Here is a 25931-nt window from a genome sequence, read left to right on the forward strand (position 1 = left end):
GTTGTTGTTGCTCTCCTATCGAGGTAGGATATAGTTTAGCATCTAAATGTATAAAGCCTGGGAAACCGCCATTTATACATTGCTAATCAACAGAACGTAAACTAGTACAAAAATGGCAAACAAAATAGAAGTAAAAGACTTACTAGAAGCAGGTGTTCACTTCGGACACATGACTAGAAAATGGGATCCAAACATGGCCCCTTACATTTATATGGAGCGTAATGGTATTCACATTATCAATCTATATAAAACTGCAGCAAAAATCGAAGAGGCTAATGAAGCTTTGAAAAAAATCGCTGCATCAGGTAGAAAAATTTTATTCGTAGCTACCAAAAAACAAGCAAAAGACATCGTTGCTGATAAAGCAAAAGCTGCAAACATGCCTTACATCACTGAAAGATGGCCTGGTGGAATGCTAACTAACTTTGTAACTATCAGAAAGGCAGTTAAAAAAATGTCTTCTATTGATAAAATGAAGAAAGATGGTACTTTCATGACGTTATCTAAAAAAGAGCGTTTGCAAGTTGATCGTCTACGTGCTAAATTAGAGAAAAACTTAGGTTCAATCGCTGACATGTCTAGACTACCAGCTGCATTGTTCGTAGTAGATATCAAAGCTGAACACATCGCAATAAAAGAAGCACAAAAATTAAACATTCCAGTTTTCGCAATGGTTGATACGAATTCTGACCCAAGAGAGGTTGATTACGTTATTCCTGCAAATGATGATGCTTCTAAATCAATTGACAAAATTTTATCTTTAGTAACTGCTGCTGTAATCGAAGGTCTTTCTGACAGAGGTTCTGAAAAAGAAACTGAGACTGCAACAGAAGAAACTGCTGCTCCAGCTGTTGAAGCTGCACCGGCTGTTGAAGCTGCTGCTCCTGCAACTGAAGAATAAATCAAATTTAAATTCCAAATTTTAAATTCCAAAATCCAAGAATAATTAAAAACATAATGTTGATAATTTATTAAAATTGGACTTTGGGATTTAAAAGCTGGAATTTTTACTTTTAACATTAAAATTCAAAATATTATGGCAACAATTACTGCTGCAGACGTAAATAAATTAAGACAAACTACAGGTGCCGGAATGATGGACTGTAAAAAAGCTTTAGTTGAAGCTGATGGAGATTTCGATAAAGCTATACAAAACCTTAGAGAAAAAGGACAAAAAGTTGCTGCTAACCGTTCTGACCGTGAGTCTTCTGAAGGAGCTGCTGTTTCTTTCGTGAATGCTGACAAAACTAAAGGAGCTATCATTACTTTAAACTGTGAAACAGATTTCGTAGGTAAAAATGAAGCTTTCGTAACTTTAGCTAAAGAATTAGTTGAAAGAGCTATTAACTTCTCTTCTAAAGAAGAATTTTTAGCGTCAGATTTTAACGGAATTACTGTTGCTGAAAAATTAATTGAGCAAACTGGTGTTATCGGTGAAAAAATCGAAATCGGTGGTTTTGAAATTTTAGAAGGTGCTTTCGTTGGATCTTATGTTCACGTTAACAAAATTGCTGCATTGACTGCAATTTCTGCTGCAATTCCTAACGCTGACGTTTTAACTAAAGATGTTTCTATGCAAGTTGCTTCTATGGGAGCTGATACATTATCTTACAAAGATTTTGATCCTGCTTTCGTTGAATCTGAACTTGCTGCTCGTATTGCTGTAATCGAAAAAGACAATGAAGAGGCAAAACGTTTAGGAAAAACTTTAAAAAATGTTCCTAAATATATTTCTTACTCTCAATTGACTGAAGAAGTTTTAAAACAAGCTGAAGAAGATGCTAAAGCTGAATTAAAAGCTGAAGGTAAACCAGAACAAATTTGGGACAAAATTATTCCTGGAAAAGTGCAACGTTTTATCTCTGACAATACTACTTTAGATCAAGAGAAAGCGTTATTAGATCAAAACTTCATCAAAGATGACAGTAAAAAAGTTGGTGATTATGTTAAAGGATTCAATGTTGAAATTACAGGTTTCAAAAGAGTTACTTTAGGTTAATATATTATTTTTTTCAATATAAAAAGCCCGAATATTTAGATATTCGGGCTTTTTTATTTAATCTATTCTAGTTCTTATTTTTTCTTCTCTACGATTGGAAAATTTCTTGCACGCATTAAAGCATCAGACTTAGGAGCTCTTCCTCTAAAGTTTTCGTATGCTTTTTCTTGATCAATAGTATTTCCTACACTAAATACACTATCATAAAGTCTTTTTGCGACTGCTTTGTCATAAGGGCCTTTTCCTTCTGTAAAAGCTTCCCAAGCATCTGCATTGATAACGTCTGCCCATAAATAACTATAATATCCTGCTGAATATCCATCCCCTGAAAAAATATGCCCAAATTGTGGAATACGGTGACGCATTACAATTTCAGACGGCATATGAAGCGCATCTAACGTTTCTTTTTCAAATTTATGAGGATCAATAGTTGTTGTAGCCAAATGCAGTTTCATATCTACTAAAGAGCTTGAAATTGTCTCTACAGTAGAAAAGCCTTCACCAAAATTAGCTGCTCTTTCAATTCTGTCTACTAAAGCCTTAGGCAATGGCTGACCTGTTTTATAATGTAAAGCAAATTTGTTTAGTACTTCTGGAGTTGCAAGCCAGTGCTCTAACAATTGAGATGGAAACTCAACATAATCTCTAGCTACGGATGTTCCTGCTAAACTTGGATATGTAACATTTGAGCATAAGCCGTGAAGCGCATGTCCGAATTCATGAAATAAAGTTGATGCATCTTCCCAAGAAATTAAAATTGGTTCGTTTGCAGTTCCTTTTATAAAATTACAGTTATTCGATACAATTGTAAGTACATCCCCATCTAATTTTTGCTGATTACGATACGCATTCATCCAAGCGCCAGAACGTTTCCCTGCACGCGCATAAGGATCAAAATACCATAAACCAACTGTTTTTCCTGTAACTTTATTGCTTACTTCCCAAACACGAACATCGGGGTGATAAACCGGAACATCAGTAATTTGTTTGAAACTTAAATTGAATAATTCACCGGCAACCCAAAACATTCCTTCACGTAAGTTTTCTAACTGCAAATAAGGCTTAACCTCATTTTGATCTAAATCGTATTTTGCTTTTCTAACTTTTTCAGCATAATAACGATAATCCCAAGGCTGGATTTTAAATTTTCCTCCTTCAGCATCTACTATCTTTTGCATTTCAGCAACATCTTCATGTACTTTTTCTACTGCAGGCTCCCAAACCGACATCATCAAATCCAATGTTTTTTGAGGATCCTTTGCCATTTTATTTGATAAACTCCAGTGAGCAAAAGTCGGGAAACCAAGTAATTTTGCTTTTTGAGTTCTTAATTCTAAAATAGAAACCAAAGTTGCATTATTATCGTTAGCGTTTCCGTTATCTCCTCTTTTTACGAAAATATCGAATGCTTTTTCTCTTAAATCTCTGCGAGTAGAAAAAGTTAAAAACGGCTCAATTGAAGAACGCGTATTTGCGATACATCCTAACGCATCAATTTTTCTTTGTTTGGCTTCAGCTATAGCGGCATTTTTAACTTCATTTGGCAAACCATCAAAATCAGCTTCTGTTTTTAGTGCTACATATTGATTTTGCTCTTCGGCTAATAAATTTTGGCTAAAACGAGTAAAAAGTGTTGCTAGCTCCTTATTTACAGCTGCTACTTTCTCTTTATCCTGATCGTTTAATTTTGCTCCCTGACGAACAAGATTCGTATAATACAACCAGATTAAACGCTGTTGTTCACTTGTTAATTTTTTACTTTCCTTAGAATTGTAAAGTGTTTCAACTCTTGTAAATAATTTTTTATTCTGATTAATTTTATCACTAAACTCAGAAAATTTAGGCGACATTTCTCTGTCAATAGCACTAAATTCTGGACTGCTTAAATTTGATCTGTAGATTCCATAAACAGTAGAAACTCGCTCCATAGTTTCTCCAGAACGTTCTAAAGCTGCAATAGTATTATCAAAAGTTGGTGCTTTCGGATTATTAGCAATAGCATCGATTTCGTTTAGTTTTTCCTGAATAGCAAACTCAATTGCAGGTTTAAAATCTGAAACTTTATACTCATTAAAAGCAGGAACTCCTCCGTAAGGACCTGTCCATTTTTTAAGCAGAGGATTATCAGAATTGGATTGTGCGTTGGCCGCAAAAAAGGTTGTACCCATGATAAAAATTGACATTAATTTTTTCATTCTCATTAATTTGATTTTAAATAATAGAACTTGTTCTTACTTCCAAAAGTACCGAAAAATTACGAATCAAAAGCAAATCTGCTAATCATAAAAAAACAGAAACAGAAACTGCATCATAATATTTAAAAGGTTCTTCTTCTTTTTTAAGAAAATCCTTTATAATAAAACACAGAAAATTTAAATTCATAAACGAAATGATATCAATCTATTCTATATTTGTTTACCAAAACCATTAAAATTTCTCTCTTGAAAAAATTACTTTATATCTCATTATTAATCACTTCATTCATTCATGCACAAAACAAAAGCTTATTTTGGGAAATATCTGGAAACGGTTTAGCCAAAAATTCTTACTTGTACGGAACCATGCATGTTAATGAAAAAGTCTCTTTTCATTTATCAGATTTATTCTTTAAAAAACTGCTTGAATCAGATATTGTGGCTAATGAAAGTAATCCGGAAACCTGGGGAGAATTGAATGATTTGATGAAAAATAATGATTATAAAAATTACCCAAAGTTTTATACAGAGTTCTACTTATTTCCAACAACCAAAGAAAATATTAAAACTATTTTCAATAATGACAATGCTAAGTATTTTAGAAATATGTTGTCTGGAGCTGAAGGAGATCAAGCCGATTTTCAAGAAAATACTGTTCTGGACATGTTTATATTTCAAACCGGAAAAAAATATAAAAAGAAAATTGCCGGACTAGAAAATGCTAAAGAATCGATGCTTTCCATACTCAACATTATGGATGATGATGCAAAACCAAAAGACGAAAACAAAGTGCCGCTGATGAAAATTTTGAAGAACAGAAATCCGACGGAAGTTCTTAAAGAATATTACAGAGAAAAAGATATTGTCATGCTTGATTCTATCTATAAATTAATGTTTTCTAAAAAAGCTCACGATGCACTTATTGTAAACCGCAATAAAATAATGGCAAAAAGTATTGATTCTATTGCCAAAACCGGAAGCTTATTTTCGGCTGTTGGAGCAGCGCATCTTGGCGGAAATGAAGGAATCATTGAACTTTTGAGACAAAAAGGATATACGGTTAAACCCATAATTGACACCTTTACAGAAAACGGAAAAAATCAGAAAAAAACAATAGAGTCTTATTTCCCAAATCCTAATTTCAATGTTACATCGACTAAAGATAAAATGCTGCAACTGCCCTTGTACAAAACCACAATTGAAGAAAATGAAAGTTTAGGATCGCCCGATTTCACCAATGGAGGCGCCATTACAATTAAAAGAATGCCGCTAAACTTTTTCTTAAAAACAAAAGATATTACTTATAATGCTAAATCATTAGACAGTTTATTTTTTGAAAAGATTGCCGGTGATATCATCGAAAAAAAATACTTTGAACAAGCCAATTATTCAGGTTATGATATAAAAAACATTACAAAAACGGGAAACAGCCAACATTCTAAATTTTATATTACGCCACTAGAAATCATTTCGATAGCGATGACGGGCCCGGCAAATTATGTGCGCCAATATGAAAATGAAGTTTTTGAAAACATTAAAATAAAACCTTTTAAAAATGACTGGGAGAAAGTAAAACCTATAAAGGGAGGTTTTGAAGTTGAAATTCCATCTTTCAACCTTGTCTTTGGAAATAGTGCCGAAAAAGGAACTAATATTGACATTCAAGCTTATGATAATCAAGAGAAAAGTTATTATTTTTTAAGAGAAAAAACGCTGAACGACACTCAAACGCTTGAAAACTCAGAATACGAACAAAAACAAATTCATTATCAATTTTACTTACAGCAAGACCAAGATTCGACTGCCACTCAATATAATAAAACCGAAAATTCTTTTATTTCTTCTTCTAAAATTGGAGATCGAAATATGAAATTAAAAACAATCATCGCCGGCAATAAATACTATTTGCTTGGAACTGTAAATGCATCTGAAGCAAATACTAATCGATATTTTAAATCATTTTTAACTGTTCCTCTTAATTACAGATCTAAATCGAGAACTTTTACAGATTCTATTGCAAACTATAAAATAGATATTCCTGAAAAGGGAAATGAAAATCTATTTTTAAACTTAAAATCAAAGGAATATCAATCTAAAAATGCTTTTATTGCTAACAGTAAATATCAGCCTTTTAATTCTGAAACAGCACGAAAAATTAGTTTAGAATATTATAAATACCCTAAATATGAACGCAACTTGCCTATTGATTCTATCGAAACTAAACTGAAAAAAGAATTTTTAAAACAAGTCAGCGAAGATTTTACAGCCAATAGATATGAAGAAGAGGATTTTGATATGGGTTCTTCGACTTCTTTATACAATGCAAAATTGTATTCGAAAAAAGGGTTTTCAGAATCGCTTTGGTATGAAATAATGTCTGACAAAAAAAACAGTTATGAATTTTTAAATGAAAACACCACTTTCAACAAAGAAAACAACAGCTACACCATAGATGCAACAGTTTCTAAACCAAATGCAACTCAAGCTGTTAAATATAAAGTTTTATATAAAAACAATGCATATTATGTATTGAGTACATTGGTTGAAAAAAACTATAAAAACGAAGATGCTTTTATTGAAAAAGCCTTTAATTCTTTGGCTTTGGCTTCAAACAAAAACACAGACATTTCTGAAGATAAAATCAAACTGTTTATTGAAGATGCAACCAGCAAAAGCGATACAATTCGTTATTCTGCCTTAAAATCTATCAATAATCTTGATTTTACAGCTAATGATTTTGAAATCGTTACGAGCTTCATAAACACTTTTAATTTTAAAGAAAACGAAACGGCTGCGATAAGTTCTCTTTTAGAAAAAATAGGAGAAATGAAGGATGAAAGAGTGATTCCGTTTTTAGAAAATTATTATAAAAAAGAATTTATTAAAACAGAGGTTCAAATAAGTATCTTAAAAGCACTTTCAAATCAAAAATCAAAAACTGCGTATAAAAAAATAAATGAATTATTAGATTATGATCTCCCTATTTCAGATAATCAGTATGAAATAACAATGCTGTTTTTTGCTTTTGAAAAAGATGCTGAAAACAGCAAAGAATTATTTCCTGAAATTTTTCAATATTACAGCATTAAAGAATTTCACAAACCTATTCTTAATTTTTGCAATTCGCTATTAGAACAAAAATTAATCTCTGCTAAAAAATTAAAAGTTTTTAAAAAAATAATTCTGACAAACGCTAAACTGGAATACAAAAGAGTTCTAAGCTGGAATCAAAAAAATAAAGCAAACGAAGAAATTGAAAACGACGAAGAAACCATGGCCACTTATATGGATAGTGGAGAATCTGTATCAGATTTAATTAATTACACCACATTGCTGTATAATTTTGATGATGATAATGCCGTAAAAGAAGTTTTAAGAAAAATAAAAAACCTTGATATTTTAGAGCTGAATATCGAATTGGCAAGATTAGGAATTACACACAACCAATTGACATCATCAGAAATAAATGAATTTTTGAATGATCCTCAAACACAATTTGCAACTATAAATCTGCTTTTAAATCAGAATAAAAAAGAATTTATCACATTTAATGACGATGAAATTGCAAAAGCAGCCGCAATAAATTTTCAATTTCTTACTAAAAAAGATTCTATTACTTTACTGAAAAAGAAAATTGTTCAAAAAAACGGACATGATATTTCACTTTACTTTTATAAAATAAAAAAGAAAACAAAAGAAATTAGCGATAGTAAAAACCAACTTTATACCATTGGTTTTATAACTGAAAATGGCAAAATAAATCCGCTGGCTTTTAATGTAATAGATATAAAGATGATCAATGAAGATGAAGATTTAGAAAAGAAATACAATTTGATTGTAAGTGAATTTTTGAATGGAGAACATCTGAGAGCAAGTTTTGAGAAAGAAAAAGCAGATGATGAAATCGTTATTGATGAAGAATATTAAATTTATTTTAAGTAAAATATTTAACTTTGAAGAAAACGAAACTATAGTTACTATTTATGTTTAAAACCAAAAAAGAAATTGTTTTTGTAATTCTGGCAGGTATCTTTATTACAAATGCGGTTGTAGCAGAACTTATTGGGGGAAAGCTTATTCAGATTGGGCCATTTGTAATGAGTATCGGAATTTTGCCTTGGCCAGTAGTTTTTTTAACAACCGATTTAATTAATGAATATTTTGGAGAAAAAGGTGTTAGAAAACTTTCATTTATTACTGCATGTTTAATTGCATATGCTTTTATCATACTTTTTATGGCAATAGCAATTCCTGCAGCAAAAGGAATAAGTCCTGTAAATGACGAACAATTTCAAGCCGTTTTTGGACAAAGTATGTGGATTATTGTTGGAAGTATAATTGCATTTATGGTTTCGCAGCTTATTGATGTGAGCATTTTTTGGTTCTTTAAAAACAAAACGGGAGACAAAAAAATATGGCTTAGAACGACCGGATCAACCGTAATTTCACAATTATTTGACTCTTTTATTGTCCTTGGAGTTGCGTTCTGGCTCCCTGGAAAAATTGATTTTGACACCTTTCTTTCTTCAGCATTGATTGGGTATACCTTTAAATTATCTATAGCGGTTTTATTAACGCCGTTGATTTACGCAGGACATCATTTGATAAAAAAATATTTAGAAGAAGATCCTCCTAACGAAAATTAATCTTATCTTGTTTAGATGAAAAACAGCATTATTATATTGCTCTCAATAACCTCTATCTTTTTTAGCTGTGGCAGCGACGAGAAAAAACCACCTAAAAAAAAGGTATTGCGTGTCAGTACAATAAAACCCATTTCTGAAAAAATAACAAAAACAGCATCCATAGACACTGTTGCGATTACTCAAAATCTTAGAAAAAAATCTAAAACAGATAAAAAATCTATTTTCGCAGTTAAGGAAGAAATTGACATCAAACCTCAAATTCAAAGTCCGCAGATTACAACAGAACGTCAAAAATTAGATGTAAGCAAAGAGGCAAACAAAACTTTAATGACTTTTGTCAATTTGCGCAAAATATTGTATGGCAGCAAAGTAGGTCAGACTTTAACTCAAAAGCAATTAACTCAAAACTTCGAAATTCCTGAAGAAGCAGTTAAATTGGTAAAAAGCATTACAAAAACTGCAGAAGACGAAATTGCTGTAAAATGGCATTCGACTTGGCTTGTAGAGAAATTATCTGATGCAAAATTCAAAGACGGCTTTATGAAAATCACTTTCAAAGCCAATAAATTATATACTTCTGGCACTGCAATTGGCATTAAATATGACAAAAAAATCTATAATAATTTAATTATAGTTGGCCGTTCTGCTTATATTCCGAGTGTTAAGGGCTACAGCTGGCAAATTGGAAAATGATGGACAATTTAATACGATGCGGCTGGTGTACCTCCAGCGATTTATATAAAAAATACCATGATGAAGAATGGGGCGTTCCAGTTTATGATGATCCTACCTTGTTTGAATTTTTAATTTTAGAAACCTTCCAGGCTGGATTAAGCTGGATTACAATTTTAAACAAAAGAGAAAATTTCAGAACTGCCTTTGATCATTTCGACTATAAAAAAATTGCAAATTATTCTGAAGATAAAATTGAAGAATTAATGCAGAATACCGGAATCATTCGCAACAAACTTAAAATCAAAGCTGCCGTTTCAAACGCTCAGGCGTTTATGAAAGTTGAGGAAGAATTTGGAAGCTTTTCTGATTACATCTGGAAATTTACTAACGGAAAACCCATAATAAACAACCCCAAAACTTCAAAAGACGTTCCAGCAACTACACCGCTTTCTGATGAAATTAGTAAAGATTTAAAAAAAAGAGGTTTTAAATTTGTCGGTTCAACTGTCATATACGCACACATGCAAGCCACCGGAATGGTCAATGATCACGCCGAAGATTGCTGGACAAGAACTCAGTAATCAGTCGCAGTTTTCAGTTTTTTTTTAAACCTGAAACTTGAAACCTGAAACTTGTAAACAAAAATTACCTATATTTGCTTCACACTTTAGGGGTGTCTACAACTTGTAGGCTGAGATTTTACCCTCTGAACCTGATCTAGTTCATACTAGCGTAGGGAAAAGTAAGATGACTTCTGCGCGCATTTTTATGCGTTCTTGTAGCCATTCCTAAAGTATAACTATATACTAATCTCAAAAGGAATGGAACTAAAAATCAACCAACAAATCAAAAAATTCAATGCTGAATCGCTAAGCGTTCAATCATTGCTCGATCTCGAAATTCCGCACAAACAAAATGGAATTGCCGTTGCTATTAACAATACCGTTGTTCCAAAAATTAAATGGAACGAATTCCTCGTACAAGAAACTGACGAAATTTTAATTATTTCTGCTACACAGGGAGGTTAGAAATAAATTTCAAATTTTAAAAACCAAAATTCCAATTAATACTGGACGTAGACGCACTGCAGTGCGCCTCTACATACACAATCTACATCAACCTGAAACTTAAAACCTGAAACAAAAAAACTCATGACTACAGAAGAACAAATATCCAGAACCCCGTTTCCAAATTCTACAAAAGTTTATATAAACGGAGAAATTCATCCCATAAAAGTAGCAATGCGCGAAATTGCTTTGAGTGACACCAAACTTTCTAACGGCGGAATTGAAAAAAATCCTCCCGTGACAGTTTATGATACTTCTGGTCCTTATACTGATCCTAATATTGAAATTGACATTAGAAAAGGATTGCCACGCTTGCGCGAAAGTTGGATTCTCGAGCGAAATGATGTTGAAATTTTAAGCAAAATAACATCTGATTACGGTCAGAGCCGATTGAAAGATGAAAGCCTGAATCATCTTCGATTTGAATATTTACATCAGCCAAAAAGAGCTAAAAAAGGTGCAAATGTAACGCAATTGTATTACGCTAAACAAGGAATCATTACGCCGGAAATGGAATACATCGCGATTCGTGAAAACCAGCGAATTGAACTTTTGAACGAACAAACCAAAGCCATGCAATGTCAGCACAGCGGTCACAGTTTTGGAGCCAATACTCCTAAAAGTAAAATTACTCCTGAATTTGTGCGATCTGAAGTTGCCTGCGGAAGAGCCATAATTCCAAACAACATCAACCATCCAGAAAGCGAACCAATGATCGTGGGACGAAATTTCTTGGTTAAAATAAATGCCAATATCGGGAACAGTGCCGTGACTTCAAGCATTGAAGAAGAAGTTGAAAAAGCCGTTTGGGCATGTCGCTGGGGCGCTGACACGATTATGGATTTATCGACTGGAAAAAATATTCACGAAACGAGAGAATGGATCATTCGTAATTCGCCTGTTCCAATTGGTACCGTTCCGATTTATCAGGCATTGGAAAAAGTAAAAGGAGTTGCCGAAGATTTAACTTGGGAAATTTTCCGTGATACTTTAATTGAACAGGCAGAACAAGGCGTTTCGTATTTTACAATTCATGCGGGAGTATTGCTTCGTTACATTCATTTAACCGCCAATCGCGTTACCGGAATCGTTTCGCGCGGTGGTTCGATTATGGCAAAATGGTGTTTATTTCATCATAAAGAAAATTTCTTGTACACGCATTTTGAAGAAATCTGCGAAATCATGAAACAATATGATGTTGCTTTTTCTTTAGGCGATGGTTTACGTCCAGGTTGTATTGCTGACGCAAACGACGCTGCGCAGTTTGCCGAATTGGAAACTTTAGGCGAATTGACCAAAATTGCTTGGAAACATGATGTACAAGTTTTTATTGAAGGTCCCGGACACGTACCAATGCATATGATTAAGGAAAATATGGACAAACAATTAGAACATTGCCATGAAGCGCCATTTTATACTTTAGGTCCCTTAACAACCGATATTGCACCAGGTTACGATCACATTACATCGGCAATTGGCGCCGCAATGATTGGCTGGTATGGTTGTGCGATGTTGTGTTATGTAACACCAAAAGAACATTTGGGTTTACCGAATAAAAAAGATGTTAAAGATGGTGTGATTACTTATAAAATTTCTGCTCACGCCGCCGATTTAGCGAAAGGCCATCCAGGAGCACAATATCGTGACAATGCATTGAGTAAAGCTCGTTTTGAATTCCGCTGGGAAGACCAGTTTAATTTGGCTTTAGATCCGGATACGGCCAGAGAATTTCACGACGAAACCCTTCCCGCAGACGGTGCAAAAGTGGCTCATTTCTGTTCAATGTGCGGACCGAAATTCTGCTCTATGAAAATATCTCAGGAAATCAGAGATGTCGCTGCCGCAGAAAAAGGAATGCAGGAGAAATCAGAAGAATTTATTGAACAGGGGAAAGAGATTTATATTTAAGATAGAATCAAGACTATTGTATTAAGTATTAAGATTTTTTAGTCAACCCTATTCTTTCTAAAACTTCTTAATACTTAATACTCAAATCTTAATACTTTAAAAATATGATTGTAATTACGAATCCTTTTTCTGTTGAAAATGAAACAAATATGATTCAATCTTTATTTGCCGAGGGATTGTCTTTCCTTCATATTAGAAAACCTGATTTTTCTGAATTGGAAATGGCGCAGTTCATTCATCAAATAAAACTAGAATTTAGAGATCGAATTGTTTTGCACAATCATCATCTATTGGCAGAAGATTTTGGAATTAACCGATTTCATTTTTCTGAAAAAGAAAGAAAAAATATGACGGATTCTCCTGCAAGGTTTTTAAAACATTGTAGATATTCAACATCAACACATTCTATTAAAGATTTCAATTCATTAGAGAGTGATTTTGATTATTCCTTTTTAAGTCCCGTTTTTAAAAGTATTTCAAAAGAAAATTATCATCCCAAAAAAGATCTTTTTGAAGAGACAAAATCACGAACAAATCATAAAACTAAAGTTATCGCTTTAGGTGGAATTGATTCGCAAAATATTCAAAAAGTGCTTCAAAACGGTTTTGATGATATTGCTCTTTTGGGAAGCATCTGGAAAAATGAAAATCCTTTAAAACAATTTAAATTATGTCAGCAAATCGCCCTTTCGCACTTACAATCGCAGGTTTAGATCCGTCTGGCGGTGCTGGGATTTTGGCTGATATCAAAACTTTTGAACAGCACAAAGTAACCGGTTTTGCCATTCCGACAGCGAATACAATTCAGACGGAAAACAAGTTTTATGAAATTGAATGGACGAATTTGAATTTTGTTATTCGGTCTATCGAAACGCTGTTCTCTAATTATAAAATTGCTGTTGTCAAAATTGGAATTGTAGCCTCTCTATACGACTTAAATCAAATTATTTCGACTATAAAACTACTTTCTCCTTCAACAAAAATCGTTTGGGATCCAGTTTTAAAATCAACAACAAAATTTGAATTTATGACAATTGAGGATCATTCAAACTTAAACGAAATCTTATCCAAAATCGATTTGATTACGCCGAATTATCATGAAGCCAAAATTCTGTTTCCTAATTTTAGTTCTAAAGAAAACAGCTTCTCAACAAGTATTTTATTGAAAGGCGGACATAACAAAAAGGCATTAGGTACAGATACTTTATTTCTAGAAGATGAAGTTTTAGAATTGGTTCCTTCAAATCAGAAATGCTTTGAAAAACATGGCTCCGGCTGCGTACTTTCTTCTGCAATTGCATCCAATTTAGCATTAAACCAAACCATGATAGAAGCCTGTAAAAATGCCAAAATATATATCGAAAATTATTTGAGTTCAACTTCAACTTTAATTGGATATCATTATGTATAAAAAACTGCAATACATTTCGCAAGGCGAAACGATCGAAGAACAACTACGAAATATTCATCAAGCTCTTGATGCTGGATGTGAGTGGGTACAAATGCGATTTAAAAATCAAACAACTCAAAATAGGCTCACTTTGGCAGAAGATGTAAAACTTCTATGCGACGAATATCAGGTCAAATTTATTGTAAATGATGATTTACATCTCGCCCAGCAAATTGAAGCAGATGGCGTTCATCTAGGATTAACCGATACGAAAATAGATGAAGCAAGAGCAATTTTAGGTGCTAAAAAAATAATTGGCGGAACGGCTAATACTTTTGAAGATATTCAGAATCATGTCAAAAACGGCTGTGATTATATTGGTTTGGGACCTTTTCGTTTTACCGCAACAAAAGAAAAATTAAGTCCAATTTTAGGGTTATCGGGATATTTTGACATTCTTCAAAAACTGAAGAAAGATAAAATTGATGTTCCTGTTTATGCAATCGGAGGCATCACACTGCAAGATATAAATCCGTTAATGGAAACTGGAATTCACGGAATTGCGGTGTCTGGAATTATTACAGAAAGCGATGAAAAGGAAAAATTAATTCAACAATTAAAAGAAAAATTATATGCAAACGTCATTGTTTAATATTGGAGACAAAACTTTCAAATCTCGTTTGTTTTTAGGAACAGGAAAATTTGGCTCGAATGAAGAAATGGAGCAGGCTATTTTGGCTTCAGAAAGTGAATTGGTTACTGTCGCCCTGAAACGTATTGATTTAGAAACAGAAACCGACGCTATTTTATCTCATTTAAAACATCCAAATATTAATTTATTACCCAATACATCTGGAGCACGAAATGCAAAAGAAGCTGTTTTTGCCGCACAATTGGCTCGTGAAGCTTTAGAAACCAATTGGGTAAAACTCGAAATTCATCCTGATCCGAAATATCTAATGCCTGATCCTATAGAAACTTTGAAAGCAACAGAAGAATTGGCAAAACTTGGCTTTTTTGTTCTGCCTTACATTCATGCCGATCCTGTTTTATGCAAACATTTAGAAAGTGCCGGAACAGCTGCCGTAATGCCGTTAGGTTCTCCAATTGGAAGTAACAAAGGTTTAAAAACAATTGATTTTTTAGAGATTATAATTGAACAAAGTAATGTTCCGGTTATTATAGATGCTGGAATTGGCGCTCCGTCTGACGCTGCAAAAGCAATGGAAATTGGTGCCGATGCTGTTCTGGTGAATACTGCGATTGCCGTTGCAGGAAACCCCAAATTAATGGCCGAGGCTTTTAAAGAAGCTGTAATTGCAGGGCGAAAAGCTTTTGAAGCTAAAATTGCTAATCAACAAAATTATGCTGTTGCTTCAAGCCCTTTGACTTCTTTTCTTTATGAATAAATTGATTTTTTCTCTCGCAGATCTCGCAGATTTTGCAGATAATATTATGTTGAAATTGATAAATCTAATTAATTGAGATTTTATTGATCAATAAAAAAGACAGAATTTTCTTTAATTTTGAATTAAAAAAATTATGTCAGAAAATGAAATTTCATATAAAGTCAGAGGAGCAATTTTTAAAGTATATAATACTCTTGGACCTGGATTATTAGAATCTGTATATGAGAGTGCGCTTTATTATCAATTGAAAAAAGATGGATTACAAGTAGTCAAACAAATTGATTTACCCGTTAAATATGATGATGTTTATTTAGAAATAACTTTTAGACTGGATCTTTTAGTAGAAGACAAAGTAATTATAGAATTAAAATCGGTAGATGAGATGAAGCCTATTCATTTTAAACAATTAAATACGTATTTAAAATTGACTAGTAAAAAACTCGGATTATTAGTCAATTTTAACTGTTCTAATATCCTTGAAAATATTCATCGCGTTGCAAATAAAATTTAATCTGCATGATCTGCAAAATCTGCGGGAAACAAAATAAAAATGAACACATTCAAATCTATTTTTGAGCAATATAACTGGGATTCCATTCAATCCAAAATATATAAAGCCACATCAAAAGATGTCGAGCGAACTTTGGCAAAAACCAAATACAATCTCGATGATTTTTTGATTTTGATCTCACCTGAAGCTCAAAATTACTTAGAAGAAATGGCGCAAAAATGCCATGAAATCACCAAAAAACGCTTCGGGAAAACGATTCAAATGTATGCACCGCTTTATTTGAGCAACGAATGCCAAAACATTTGTACCTATTGTGGATTTAGTCTAGACAATAAAATCAAAAGAAAAACGCTGACTGATGCTGAGATAAAAGTAGAAGTTGAAGCCTTAAAAAACACTGGCTTCGATCATGTTTTACTGGTCACAGGCGAAGCCAATTATACCGTAAATATTAACTATTTCCTAAATGCAATTGACCTAATTCGAAAAGATTTTTCGATTATTTCTGTTGAAGTCCAGCCACTTTCTATAGAAGATTACGAACGTTTGCATGAAGCTGGAGTTTATTCTGTTTTGGTTTATCAGGAAACGTATCATAAGGAAGTTTACAAAAAATACCATACGAAAGGAAAAAAGTCAAATTTCGATTTCAGACTTGAAACACCAGACCGAATAGGAACTGCGGGAATCCATAAAATTGGTTTGGGAGTTTTATTAGGTTTAGAAGATTGGCGTACGGATAGTTTCTTTAATGCTTTGCATTTAGATTATCTTCAGAAAAAATACTGGCAGACTAAATATTCTGTTTCTTTTCCGCGTCTCCGCCCTGCCGAAGGAATTATCGAACCCAATTTTATTATGGATGATAAAGATTTGACACAGCTCATTTGCGCGTATCGTTTGTGGAATGAAGATCTCGAAATCTCGATTTCAACACGAGAAAATGAAAAATTCAGAAACAATATTATTCCGATTGGCGTAACGAGTATGAGCGCTGGCTCTAAAACAAATCCGGGTGGTTATGTAGTTGATCCGCAGTCTTTGGAACAATTCGAAATCAGTGATGAACGTTCTGCAGAAGAAATCTCAAAAATCATAAAAATGAAAGGTTACGAACCCGTTTGGAAGGATTGGGATAAAGTTTATAGTTGAAACGTTTTAGGTTTTAGGTTTCAAGTTTCAAGTTTCAGGTTTGTGAACTTAACATTTTACAATTCACAATTCACAATTCACAATTAAAAAAATGAGCATTATAAAAGAATTTCTTCGTTACAACAGACAAACCATACTTCCGGAAATTGGAGACGAAGGTCAGGAAAAACTAAAAAAAGCACGTGTTCTGGTGATTGGTGCTGGCGGATTGGGTTGTCCAATTTTACAATATATTGCTACTGCAGGAGTTGGTTTTATTGGAATTATCGATTTTGACACTATCGAAATTCACAATTTACACCGACAGATTTTATATACTGAAAATGAAATTGGTAGAGAAAAAGCAATAGTTGCTCAAGAAGTTGTTTCGAAGTTAAATCCATTAATAGAAGTTAAATCTATTAACGAAAAGTTGACAATCGAAAATGCAAGTCAAATTATCAAACAATATGATATTATAGTTGATGGTTCTGACAATTTCGCAACACGTTATTTGGTTAACGATACTTGTGTTCAACTTAACAAGCCTTTGATCTATGGAAGTATTTTAAAATTCGAAGGTCAGGTTGCAGTTTTCAATCATAAAGGAAGCAAAAATCTTCGTGATTTATTTCCCGAAATGCCAGATCCAAAAGATGTTCCGAATTGTAATTTGAATGGCGTATTAGGGACACTGCCCGGAATTATCGGAACTATGATGGCGCATGAAACTCTAAAATTAATTTTAGAATTACCAACTTTAAATAATGAATTAGTGCTTTTTAATACAGTGAACTGGAGTTTTACAAAACTAAATTTCTAAAAAATAACGGCATCGCCAACACTAATAATTCCCGAATTTAAACTCACAACATTAGTCCCGAATAAAACAGAATTATCGACGACTCTATATTTGCTTAACGTTTTTAGTGGTTCTTTTTTCAGTTTCCCATTTTGAGGATCATTATTCACCATAATACACCTTCCGCAGGGTTTTATATTTTTAAATTGAACTTCTCCAATTTTAAACGTATCATAATCATCTTCTTCGTGTGCATTTTGAGTACTTACTACGATGTTTGGGCGAAATCTTAAAACAGTTACTTTGTCCGCTAATTTTTCATTTAAAAAATCCATACTTTCCGTTCCAACAACTAAATACGGATAACCATCAGCTAAACTTACATTGAAGGTTTCTTTCAATGTAGAACTTTCATGTTTGCGATCTCCAATTTTGGTGATTTTGACCAATTTACATTCAAAACCTAAGTGTTGGCTGAACCATTTTGAAGTTGTTTTATTTACCTCAAAAACTTCACTTATATCGTCCCAGACATCTGTTTCAATTTTATAATCTAAATGTTCCTCAATAAAAAATTCATGTGTATGATCTTTATAAATTAAGCTGATTTTCCCATCTGAAATCTGCGGATAAAACTGACTCATAAGTCGATGTTCTCTCTGCGTAATCATCTTATTTTCAGCATCTAGCAACATCCAGCGTCTATCGTTTTCGAAGCCCATTTCTTCTGCAAGTGCCGTTTGACAACTAATACCTGCCAGACTTTTTATTGGATAAATGTAAATTTCTTTTACAACATGAACTGTACTCATTTTTATTAACTTTTTAAAATAGACATAAATTCTTCACGATCAATTTCGCGACAGCCTAAACTCTCTAAATGTGGATTATAAACTTGGCAATCTAAAAGCTTATAATTTCCTTCTCTTAAATAATTTACTAAAGCTATAAAAGCTGTTTTTGAAGCATTTGAAACTTTAGAAAACATACTTTCTCCACAAAAAACATCGCCTAAGTCAATTCCATACAAACCGCCTACTAAAATATCATCCTGCCAAACCTCAACAGATTTTGCGATTCCTTCGTCGTTTAATTTACAATAGGCATCGATCATTGCATTAGAAATCCAGGTTCCGTCTTGACCGTCACGTTTTATTTTTTGACAATTCGAAATTACGTCTTTAAAATTTTTATTAAAAGTAACCTTAAATTGATTTCGGTTCAAAATATTACGCATGCTTTTAGACACAATCAGTTCATCCAGAAACAAAACCATTCTAGGATCAGGCGACCACCAAAGAATCGGTTCTCCTTCATTAAACCAAGGGAAAATACCGCTTTTATAAGCCAGCTTTAAACGTTCTGGATTTAAGTCACCGCCAATGGCCAGAATACCTTCTTCATCGGCTTCTGAAACGGGAGGAAAAAATAAATCTTCGAATATGTAATGCATGCTTTTTTAAAATAATGTATTTTTTAAAATTCCAAATTCCAAACGCTTTATGGAGACCTATTATCCGCAATCTTGTCATTTCGACCGAAGGGAGAAATCGCACTAGTTGCTCTACAATAATTGTCGATATTCTTTAATAAGGTCCGTGTGCGATTTCTCCCTTCGGTTGAAATGACATAAACTACGAGTAAAACAAAATTCCAAACTCCAATTGCATATTTTATGAATTGGAATTTGGAATTTATTTTTTGAAATTTAAACTTTTAGAAAGGCAAATCGTCTGGTTCGTCTTCATTTACGTTTGTTGCTGGAGCAAAAGCTTCTGCCGCAGGCATTGGAGGCGTTTGACTAGGACCTTCTGGTGCTAATCTTTCGATTCTCCAACCTTGAATACTATTGAAATATCTAGTTTCTCCTTGTGGATTAACCCATTCTCTTCCTCTTAAATTGATAGAAACTTTTACCGCTTCACCTTGTTTGTAGCTGCTCAATAAATCACATTTATCTTGAGTAAATTCAATCAAAATATGTTGAGGATATTGCTCGTCTGTAGTAACAACCAATTCTCTTTTTTTGAATGCAGCACTAACTTGTTGCTCTGGGTTAACCACTTTTACTTTTCCTGTAACTTCCATCTTCGTCTATATTAATTATTGTTTCTATTCTTATTTTTTGGCTAAAAGCACTTTCCATGCTGATGAAATATCATCATTATTCAGGTATTTTTTGGCTTCTAAATGAATTTTTTCCTGATCGTCTGAACTTAAAACTCCTTTCACAGAAAAATTTTCTTTCACAAATATACTAACTTCTTCCGTTGTAGGCAAGGCTTCAATATTTCCTAACTTTCCGAGATCATTTCCATTAAAAACGGTACTTTCCTTAATAAAATTCGGAATCGCGTCTACTCCAACACCTAAAGTTGTAATCGGTTTTGGCACTTCAAAAAGTCCTTGATTCGATCTTGAATACCAATCTTTTCCCAATCTCGAAACCAAATCTATTTTATGCTGATCGATTGCTCCATTTTCATCTAAAACTGATTCGTGAATATGCATTTTTACCACTTCACACAAAATCAAATTTCCAGCTCCGCCTTCTGTACCTAACGGAATAATCTGCGTGACTTTGCACTCAAACTGCACCGGAGATTCTTTAACGCGATATGGTTTTACAAGATCTGACGGAATTTGTGTTAATCCGGCTTTGATAAATTCGTTTACTCCTTCGCCATATTCTGTACTGGCTAATGAGGTTTGCTGTACCAAATCATAATTAACCACATTTATTACCACTTCGCGAGTTGCTTCAACATTAATTAAAGTGTGTTTAATCGTATTGTCGCGCACGCGTCTTGCCGGTGAAAAAACCAAAATTGGAGGATTGGCACTGAACACATTAAAAAAACTGAATGGCGATAAATTCGGAATTCCTTTTGCACTGATTGTGCTTGCAAATGCAATAGGCCTAGGCCCTACAGCACTTTGTAAATAACCGTGTAATTTTGCCGTGGGTATTTCTTTTGGATTGATGCTAATCATATTTTTGATTTTAACCGATCTCATTTCGGTAATTACAAAAGTAGAGAAATCGTTTAATCAAAAGAAATACTTTAGGACATAAAAACAAAAATCTTTAACGAAGAACAAAATATAAAATGTGTTTATTTCGTTATATTTATACCTCAAAAATTAATTTATGCGTTTTTCTGAAAGTAGAAATACAACCCGTTGGATTATTATTTTTATTTCATTTTTAATCATATCCTTGATTCTGTGGAATACTTATACTTTTTTTCAAATTTTCAAAAATGAAGAACGTATAAAAATGAATCTTGTGGCTCATGCACAAAAAACATTAGTCAGTGCAAATGAAAATACCGACTTGGATTTACCTCTTGAGATTTTAAACAACAACCATTCAGTTCCGGTAATGTTAACGATGTACGGCGACAAGATCATAAGTTCTGTTAATGTCCCGGAAAAAATTCTGGAAGATGAAAAAAAATCGCTTTCTTTTTTAAATAATTTAAAAGGTGAAAATGAGCCGATTGTTATCGAATATTCTCCCGGAAAATTTCAGAAATTATATTATGGAAATTCTGAATTGCTCAACAAACTTAAATATTATCCTGTAGCTTTATTATTGATTATTGTATTGTTTAGTGCCTTAATTTATAATTTCTACAAAAGCACCAAAATGGCTACGCAGAACAAACTTTGGGCCGGAATGGCGAAAGAAACCGCCCATCAGATTGGTACACCGCTTTCATCATTAATTGGGTGGGTAGAGATATTAAAAACAGAAGAAATTGATGCGTCTATTACTACTGAAATTGAAAAAGATATTGAACGATTACAGACTATAACAGATCGTTTTTCAAAAATTGGTTCTGTTCCGGTTTTAGAACCTCATGATGTTGTTTCTGAAACTTTAAGCACTTATGAATATTTGCAATCGCGTTTTTCTAAACAAGTTTCTTTTTCTTATCATGCACCAAAAGAACCTGTTTTCGCTATGATAAACCCAACACTGCATAGCTGGACAATCGAAAATTTAGTAAAAAATGCTATTGATGCAATGAAAGGAAAGGGAACTCTAGACCTTCAAATTGAACAAGATGCACATCATGTAAAAGTAAATGTGAAAGATTCTGGAACTGGAATTCCAAAAAAACAATTTAAAACCATTTTTGAACCCGGTTTTACCACCAAAAAACGAGGCTGGGGATTAGGACTTTCTCTAACAAAAAGAATAGTCGAAGAATACCACAGCGGAAAAATTAAAGTTTTACATTCTGAAATTGGAAAAGGAACTACGTTTCAGATTTCACTAAATAAAAAAGTGCAGTAAAATAATTTACTGCACTTTTTTATTTATTTCAAATGTAAGACTAGAGTCAAATATTCTTCTACAAATTCGATTGAATACTCTTTGCTAAAGCCTCAAATTCTTCTTTAGAAAGCGATACTTTATTATGAAAACGCATTTCATCCATATGGTTTAATGGAATCAAATGCACATGTGCGTGAGGAACTTCTAATCCAACAACTGCCATTCCGACTCTTTTGCACGGAACTGTTTTCTCTAAAGCAATTGCAATTTTCTTAGAAAACTTCATCAACCCTAAATACAACTCGTCGTCCATATCAAAAATCTTGTCGATTTCTTGTTTCGGGATACAAAGCGTGTGTCCTTTAGCGTTTGGATTTACATCTAAAAAAGCCAAATAATTTTCATCCTCGGCGATTTTATATGCAGGAATTTCTCCGTTTACTATTTTGGTAAATATGCTCATTTCTTAGATATTTAGACTTCTTAAATAGTAGATTTCAAGATTTATTGAAACTTAATCGATTAAACAAATAACCAAATTCAATCTAGTCTCTTGAAATTTCAAGTATTTCGAATTTCAACACTCCGTTTGGAACTGTAATTTCTGCTACTTCTCCAACAGATTTTCCCAGTAAGCCTTTTCCAATAGGAGACGTTACTGAAATCTTTCCCGTTTTTAAATCAGCTTCGCTTTCAGCAACAAGCGTATATTTCATTTCCATTCCGTTGCTTTGGTTCTTAATTTTTACATTAGAAAGCACCAATGCTTTCGAAACATCTAATTGTGATTCGTCAATTAATCTTGCGTTAGAATATACTTCTTCTAACTTGGCAATTCTCATTTCTAATAAACCCTGCGCTTCTTTGGCTGCATCATATTCGGCGTTTTCAGATAAATCACCTTTGTCTCTTGCCTCTGCTATATCTTGAGATGCCTTCGGACGCATTACACTTTTTAAATGCTCCAACTCATCTTTCAACTTTTTTAATCCTTCTGCTGTATAATAAGATACTTTACTCATAACTTCATCGTTTATATAAATACAAAAAATCCCATCGGGACGGGATTTTGTAATACAAATATACTATTATTTTTAATAGTACATAATTATATGTTAATCATATAAAAATCAAATCTAAATAATTTATTTTTGTTTCACTAATTCATATTAAAATAATGAAAAAAATCTGGCTCTTAATCGTATTTGTTTCTATTCTTTTCTCTTGCAGTGATAATGGCATCAGCAATAAAAATCCTAACATACCCAATTACTCTGTCAATTTATCTGTAGATATGAATTTGCCTGCTTATTCAAATCTTAAGTTTGTGAGTAATGGCGTTATTGTTCCTAATTTTGGAGCAAAAGGAATTATTATATTTAATGCCGGAAGCGGTTATAATGCATTTGATGCTGCTTGTCCTAATCAACCAATAACAGCCTGTACTGCAATGACAATTGATGGAATAAATGCAGTTTGTTCTTGCGATAAAAGTTCTTACAGTTTATTTACCGGCCTTGGAGGAAAAGAATATCCGTTGAAACAATATCGTGTCGAAGTGATCGGAACCGTGATTCACGTTTATAATTAAAATAAAAGCCTGAAAGTTTTAAATTTTCAGGCTTTTTTATTTTATGCAGTATTTTAAAATTTCAAAGTTAATCCCACTAAGCCATTTATTCCCGCTTGCGGATAATAATATGGATATACATCATACATATAACCGTTTGACACATATTTTTTATTGAAAATATTATTTACTAAACTCGTAATAATGATTGATTTGAAAATAGACTTTGGTTTAATTTCATAAGAAATATTAAAATCGTTTACGAAATAATCCGCCAGTTTTGCTGAAGGCAATTCAATATTATTCATATATTGCTCGCCAACATATTTTTGAAGCAGTGAAATATGCCAATTTTTAATTGGACTGTAAACAATAATATTTCCTGCGATAACTTCTGGAGAATAGGCAATTTTAGTTGTCCCGTAATTTTGACCTTCAACAGCCAAATCCACATTTTTATTACTGCTTAAAGTAAAGTTTGGGCGAAGAATGAATTTGTCTGAAAGCTTAATAGTGGCATCTACCTCAAAACCTAAACGGTAACTTTTATCAGTATTTGAACGAATTGGCGATCCAACATCATCTAATGTTCCCGTTAAAATTAATTGATCTTTATAGGCCATATAATATACGTTAGAAGTCAATTGAAATTTCTCTGAATTGAGTCTCCAGCCTAATTCAAAATCATTTAATTTTTCTGGTTTTACATTTCCGCCTTCATAATCGGTTCTGTTTGGCTCACGATTGGCTCTTGCATAAGAAAAATAAAGGGTGTTTTTTTGATTGATTTCATAATTCAAACCCGCTTTTGGATTAAAGAAATTGAATGCATCATCAACTAAACCTGTTTCGATACTATTGGCTTTATACACTACCCTTCTATATTGTAAATCTCCGTAAAAGCTCAATTTGTCTGTGAATTGATAATTGGCTTTTGCGAAAATATTCCCGTCTGTTTTTGTTGAAAAATCATCATAATAATAATCTCCCAATTCTGATTGAGAAGCATATCTTGCCCAAATTACTTTTCCGTAATGATCGCCTTCGTATTTATTCCAGCCTCCGCCAAAAATAACATCTAGTTTTTCATCTTTGTATTTTACAGAAAAAGTCGTTCCGTAGAAATCATTATCCAACCATTTCTGGCGTACTAGATCGGTAGTTGTAATGGCTCCAACTGGCAGTAAACCATAATCGGCCATAGCAGCATCTTCTTTGTAATTTTCATAATAGCCTTTTCCTTTTGTATAATGAAAAGCCAAGTTCGTGCTCCATTTATCTGAGAAGGATTCGTTCCAATGCAATTGATAATGATCTTGTTTATAATTGTCTGTTTCATTATCGTAAAAACGGATGTTTCCAGCTTCATCAGTATACATTCCTGCCGAATTGTATGTGCGATTTGTATTCATTGTTTCAGCGTCGATTCCGTTCCAAGATTGGTATGTTTTTTCAGTTCCGCCAAAAACCAATGCTTTAATTAAAGTCGTTTTGCCTACATAAGTTCCCTGCAAAAAATAAGACTTTAGATCCGAACTTGCTCTGTCTATATATCCGTCAGATTTAAGAGAGGACAAACGTCCGGCAATTTCAAAATGATCGTTTAATAAACCCGTACTAAATTTTACAGTATTTTTATTTGAATTGAAAGTCCCATAAGAACTTGAAATTTCGCCTGTAGCTTTTGATGCGTAATTATCTGTAAGCATGTTTAAGCTGGCACCAAAAGCACCAGAACCATTTGTAGATGTTCCAACGCCGCGCTGCAATTGCAGACTTTCTACTGACGAAGCAAAATCAGGCATATTTACCCAAAAAGTTCCTTGGCTTTCTGCATCGTTGTATGGAATTCCATTTATAGTAACATTGACTCTTGTGGCATCGCTTCCGCGGACTCTGATTCCGGTATATCCAAAACCATTTCCTGCATCAGAAGTTGTCACAACAGATGGCAAATAATTCATCAAAATTGGAATATCCTGACCAAGATTTCTGTATTTGATATCTTTTTTATCGAGATTATTAAACGAAACTGGCGTTTTTGTAGTCACACGAACTGCAGAAACCAAAACCTCATCAAGAGAATTTACTTTTGTAGAATCTTGCTGTTGTGAGAAAGAGGATAAAGTAAAGAAAATAGAAAAAAGAAGAAAGAAAATAGATTCGTTGTTCAACTTTGAACCTTTGAACCTTTGAACCTTTGTGGCTCTAAAAGCAACTTGAAAAATAGTTTTCATCCGTAAAAGAATTACGAATAAAAGGGGGAATTATTCTTTTTGTTAAATTAATAAATGTGTTTCTTACGACAAGATATAGTGTGCACGCTAACAATTGTCGTTT

At 33.2% G+C, this 25931-nt stretch carries 25 protein-coding genes and 1 riboswitch; of the genes, 17 read left to right on the forward strand and 8 right to left on the reverse strand.

Annotated elements, in window-relative coordinates; translation table 11 throughout:
* Positions 1-112 precede the first annotated feature (112 nt).
* Together rpsB and tsf are read left to right on the forward strand one after the other, a co-directional pair.
* The gene (gene rpsB, locus IR010_RS15195) at positions 113-901 is read left to right on the forward strand and encodes a 30S ribosomal protein S2 (RefSeq protein WP_194605025.1); all 789 of its coding nucleotides are present in this window, start codon (positions 113-115) and stop codon (positions 899-901) included.
* A gap of 135 nt (positions 902-1036) precedes the next feature.
* Entirely contained in the window at positions 1037-1999 is a 963-nt protein-coding gene (gene tsf / locus IR010_RS15200) for a translation elongation factor Ts (protein ID WP_029271946.1), read from the forward strand.
* A 74-nt stretch (positions 2000-2073) separates the two neighbouring features.
* Here the strand turns inward: tsf and IR010_RS15205 are convergent, their stop codons facing one another.
* Positions 2074-4194 (reverse strand): M3 family metallopeptidase, encoded by a 2121-nt coding sequence (locus tag IR010_RS15205; protein WP_029271945.1) that lies wholly within the window; start codon positions 4192-4194, stop codon positions 2074-2076.
* 246 nt (positions 4195-4440) lie between these two features.
* On the opposite strand from IR010_RS15205, the gene IR010_RS15210 reads away from it, so the two are divergent.
* The 13 genes from IR010_RS15210 to IR010_RS15270 all read left to right on the forward strand — a co-directional run bounded on the left by IR010_RS15210 (position 4441) and on the right by IR010_RS15270 (position 17754).
* Positions 4441-8121 carry a TraB/GumN family protein gene (locus IR010_RS15210; RefSeq protein WP_194605028.1) on the forward strand — a complete coding sequence of 1227 codons (3681 nt, stop codon included), beginning with the start codon at positions 4441-4443 and terminating at the stop codon, positions 8119-8121.
* A 56-nt stretch (positions 8122-8177) separates the two neighbouring features.
* On the forward strand, positions 8178-8840 hold the full coding sequence (locus IR010_RS15215; protein WP_029271943.1) for a queuosine precursor transporter: 663 nt from the start codon (positions 8178-8180) through the stop codon (positions 8838-8840).
* A 15-nt stretch (positions 8841-8855) separates the two neighbouring features.
* On the forward strand, positions 8856-9533 hold the full coding sequence (locus IR010_RS15220; protein ID WP_194605031.1) for a hypothetical protein: 678 nt from the start codon (positions 8856-8858) through the stop codon (positions 9531-9533).
* Positions 9533-10096 carry a DNA-3-methyladenine glycosylase I gene (locus IR010_RS15225; protein WP_194605034.1) on the forward strand — a complete coding sequence of 188 codons (564 nt, stop codon included), beginning with the start codon at positions 9533-9535 and terminating at the stop codon, positions 10094-10096. Before IR010_RS15220 ends, IR010_RS15225 begins: the two co-directional genes overlap by 1 nt.
* Before the next feature lie 78 nt (positions 10097-10174).
* Positions 10175-10271, forward strand: a riboswitch (TPP riboswitch).
* A 65-nt stretch (positions 10272-10336) separates the two neighbouring features.
* Positions 10337-10543 (forward strand): sulfur carrier protein ThiS, encoded by a 207-nt coding sequence (thiS, locus tag IR010_RS15230; RefSeq protein ID WP_194605037.1) that lies wholly within the window; start codon positions 10337-10339, stop codon positions 10541-10543.
* Between the two features lie 123 nt (positions 10544-10666).
* Positions 10667-12490, forward strand: coding sequence for a phosphomethylpyrimidine synthase ThiC (gene thiC / locus IR010_RS15235; RefSeq protein WP_194605040.1), 1824 nt, complete (start codon positions 10667-10669; stop codon positions 12488-12490).
* Positions 12491-12594: 104 nt separating this feature from the next.
* Positions 12595-13203, forward strand: a complete 609-nt coding sequence (locus IR010_RS15240; RefSeq protein ID WP_194605044.1) for a thiamine phosphate synthase — start codon at positions 12595-12597, stop codon at positions 13201-13203.
* The gene (locus IR010_RS15245) at positions 13161-13901 is read left to right on the forward strand and encodes a hydroxymethylpyrimidine/phosphomethylpyrimidine kinase (RefSeq protein ID WP_194605047.1); all 741 of its coding nucleotides are present in this window, start codon (positions 13161-13163) and stop codon (positions 13899-13901) included. The genes IR010_RS15240 and IR010_RS15245 overlap by 43 nt, the downstream gene beginning before the upstream one ends.
* Positions 13894-14532: a thiamine phosphate synthase gene (locus IR010_RS15250; RefSeq protein ID WP_194605050.1), complete on the forward strand. Its 639-nt coding sequence runs from the start codon at positions 13894-13896 to the stop codon at positions 14530-14532. The genes IR010_RS15245 and IR010_RS15250 overlap by 8 nt, the downstream gene beginning before the upstream one ends.
* Positions 14513-15289 (forward strand): thiazole synthase, encoded by a 777-nt coding sequence (locus IR010_RS15255; RefSeq protein WP_317174476.1) that lies wholly within the window; start codon positions 14513-14515, stop codon positions 15287-15289. Before IR010_RS15250 ends, IR010_RS15255 begins: the two co-directional genes overlap by 20 nt.
* 133 nt (positions 15290-15422) lie before the next feature.
* On the forward strand, positions 15423-15800 hold the full coding sequence (locus IR010_RS15260) for a GxxExxY protein (protein ID WP_194605053.1): 378 nt from the start codon (positions 15423-15425) through the stop codon (positions 15798-15800).
* 39 nt (positions 15801-15839) lie between these two features.
* Complete coding sequence (gene thiH / locus IR010_RS15265; RefSeq protein WP_194605056.1) at positions 15840-16952, forward strand: 2-iminoacetate synthase ThiH; 1113 nt, start codon at positions 15840-15842, stop codon at positions 16950-16952.
* A 91-nt stretch (positions 16953-17043) separates the two neighbouring features.
* Positions 17044-17754 (forward strand): HesA/MoeB/ThiF family protein, encoded by a 711-nt coding sequence (locus tag IR010_RS15270; protein ID WP_194605059.1) that lies wholly within the window; start codon positions 17044-17046, stop codon positions 17752-17754.
* On the opposite strand, the gene IR010_RS15275 is transcribed toward IR010_RS15270, so the two are convergent.
* From IR010_RS15275 to IR010_RS15290, 4 genes are all read right to left on the reverse strand, one after another.
* On the reverse strand, positions 17751-18545 hold the full coding sequence (locus IR010_RS15275) for an MOSC domain-containing protein (protein WP_194605062.1): 795 nt from the start codon (positions 18543-18545) through the stop codon (positions 17751-17753). The genes IR010_RS15270 and IR010_RS15275 overlap by 4 nt on opposite strands.
* A 5-nt stretch (positions 18546-18550) precedes the next feature.
* The gene (gene aat / locus IR010_RS15280) at positions 18551-19186 is read right to left on the reverse strand and encodes a leucyl/phenylalanyl-tRNA--protein transferase (RefSeq protein ID WP_194568219.1); all 636 of its coding nucleotides are present in this window, start codon (positions 19184-19186) and stop codon (positions 18551-18553) included.
* Between the two features lie 263 nt (positions 19187-19449).
* Positions 19450-19821 carry a DUF3127 domain-containing protein gene (locus tag IR010_RS15285; protein WP_029271930.1) on the reverse strand — a complete coding sequence of 124 codons (372 nt, stop codon included), beginning with the start codon at positions 19819-19821 and terminating at the stop codon, positions 19450-19452.
* A gap of 30 nt (positions 19822-19851) precedes the next feature.
* Complete coding sequence (locus IR010_RS15290; protein ID WP_029271929.1) at positions 19852-20727, reverse strand: flavin reductase family protein; 876 nt, start codon at positions 20725-20727, stop codon at positions 19852-19854.
* A gap of 157 nt (positions 20728-20884) precedes the next feature.
* On the opposite strand from IR010_RS15290, the gene IR010_RS15295 reads away from it, so the two are divergent.
* Entirely contained in the window at positions 20885-22039 is a 1155-nt protein-coding gene (locus tag IR010_RS15295; protein ID WP_194605065.1) for a sensor histidine kinase, read from the forward strand.
* Between the two features lie 58 nt (positions 22040-22097).
* Here IR010_RS15295 and IR010_RS15300 read toward each other — a convergent pair whose 3' ends face one another.
* Both IR010_RS15300 and greA read right to left on the reverse strand, forming a co-directional pair.
* Complete coding sequence (locus IR010_RS15300) at positions 22098-22484, reverse strand: HIT family protein (protein WP_029271927.1); 387 nt, start codon at positions 22482-22484, stop codon at positions 22098-22100.
* A gap of 82 nt (positions 22485-22566) precedes the next feature.
* Positions 22567-23043: a transcription elongation factor GreA gene (gene greA / locus IR010_RS15305; RefSeq protein ID WP_029271926.1), complete on the reverse strand. Its 477-nt coding sequence runs from the start codon at positions 23041-23043 to the stop codon at positions 22567-22569.
* A 155-nt stretch (positions 23044-23198) separates the two neighbouring features.
* Between greA and IR010_RS15310 the strand changes: the two genes are divergently transcribed.
* Entirely contained in the window at positions 23199-23612 is a 414-nt protein-coding gene (locus IR010_RS15310; RefSeq protein ID WP_029271925.1) for a Rieske (2Fe-2S) protein, read from the forward strand.
* Positions 23613-23665: 53 nt separating this feature from the next.
* On the opposite strand, the gene IR010_RS15315 is transcribed toward IR010_RS15310, so the two are convergent.
* Entirely contained in the window at positions 23666-25828 is a 2163-nt protein-coding gene (locus IR010_RS15315; protein WP_194605068.1) for a TonB-dependent receptor, read from the reverse strand.
* Positions 25829-25931: the final 103 nt, after the last annotated feature.

This window comes from Flavobacterium sp. MR2016-29 (assembly GCF_015350695.1).
GTDB lineage: Bacteria > Bacteroidota > Bacteroidia > Flavobacteriales > Flavobacteriaceae > Flavobacterium.

Bases quoted from the DNA above. Each gene is read 5' to 3' on its own strand.
- IR010_RS15295 (WP_194605065.1), top strand. From the start codon at position 20,885: ATGCGTTTTTCTGAAAGTAGAAATACAACCCGTTGGATTATTATTTTT.
- IR010_RS15225 (WP_194605034.1), top strand. From the start codon at position 9,533: ATGGACAATTTAATACGATGCGGCTGGTGTACCTCCAGCGATTTATAT.
- IR010_RS15270 (WP_194605059.1), top strand. From the start codon at position 17,044: ATGAGCATTATAAAAGAATTTCTTCGTTACAACAGACAAACCATACTT.
- IR010_RS15315 (WP_194605068.1), bottom strand. From the start codon at position 25,828: ATGAAAACTATTTTTCAAGTTGCTTTTAGAGCCACAAAGGTTCAAAGG.
- thiH (WP_194605056.1), top strand. From the start codon at position 15,840: ATGAACACATTCAAATCTATTTTTGAGCAATATAACTGGGATTCCATT.
- rpsB (WP_194605025.1), top strand. From the start codon at position 113: ATGGCAAACAAAATAGAAGTAAAAGACTTACTAGAAGCAGGTGTTCAC.
- IR010_RS15215 (WP_029271943.1), top strand. From the start codon at position 8,178: ATGTTTAAAACCAAAAAAGAAATTGTTTTTGTAATTCTGGCAGGTATC.
- IR010_RS15260 (WP_194605053.1), top strand. From the start codon at position 15,423: ATGTCAGAAAATGAAATTTCATATAAAGTCAGAGGAGCAATTTTTAAA.
- thiS (WP_194605037.1), top strand. From the start codon at position 10,337: ATGGAACTAAAAATCAACCAACAAATCAAAAAATTCAATGCTGAATCG.
- IR010_RS15250 (WP_194605050.1), top strand. From the start codon at position 13,894: ATGTATAAAAAACTGCAATACATTTCGCAAGGCGAAACGATCGAAGAA.
- IR010_RS15310 (WP_029271925.1), top strand. From the start codon at position 23,199: ATGAAAAAAATCTGGCTCTTAATCGTATTTGTTTCTATTCTTTTCTCT.
- thiC (WP_194605040.1), top strand. From the start codon at position 10,667: ATGACTACAGAAGAACAAATATCCAGAACCCCGTTTCCAAATTCTACA.
- IR010_RS15245 (WP_194605047.1), top strand. From the start codon at position 13,161: ATGTCAGCAAATCGCCCTTTCGCACTTACAATCGCAGGTTTAGATCCG.
- IR010_RS15300 (WP_029271927.1), bottom strand. From the start codon at position 22,484: ATGAGCATATTTACCAAAATAGTAAACGGAGAAATTCCTGCATATAAA.
- IR010_RS15220 (WP_194605031.1), top strand. From the start codon at position 8,856: ATGAAAAACAGCATTATTATATTGCTCTCAATAACCTCTATCTTTTTT.
- IR010_RS15240 (WP_194605044.1), top strand. From the start codon at position 12,595: ATGATTGTAATTACGAATCCTTTTTCTGTTGAAAATGAAACAAATATG.
- IR010_RS15205 (WP_029271945.1), bottom strand. From the start codon at position 4,194: ATGAAAAAATTAATGTCAATTTTTATCATGGGTACAACCTTTTTTGCG.
- IR010_RS15290 (WP_029271929.1), bottom strand. From the start codon at position 20,727: ATGATTAGCATCAATCCAAAAGAAATACCCACGGCAAAATTACACGGT.
- IR010_RS15285 (WP_029271930.1), bottom strand. From the start codon at position 19,821: ATGGAAGTTACAGGAAAAGTAAAAGTGGTTAACCCAGAGCAACAAGTT.
- IR010_RS15275 (WP_194605062.1), bottom strand. From the start codon at position 18,545: ATGAGTACAGTTCATGTTGTAAAAGAAATTTACATTTATCCAATAAAA.
- tsf (WP_029271946.1), top strand. From the start codon at position 1,037: ATGGCAACAATTACTGCTGCAGACGTAAATAAATTAAGACAAACTACA.
- IR010_RS15255 (WP_317174476.1), top strand. From the start codon at position 14,513: ATGCAAACGTCATTGTTTAATATTGGAGACAAAACTTTCAAATCTCGT.
- aat (WP_194568219.1), bottom strand. From the start codon at position 19,186: ATGCATTACATATTCGAAGATTTATTTTTTCCTCCCGTTTCAGAAGCC.
- greA (WP_029271926.1), bottom strand. From the start codon at position 23,043: ATGAGTAAAGTATCTTATTATACAGCAGAAGGATTAAAAAAGTTGAAA.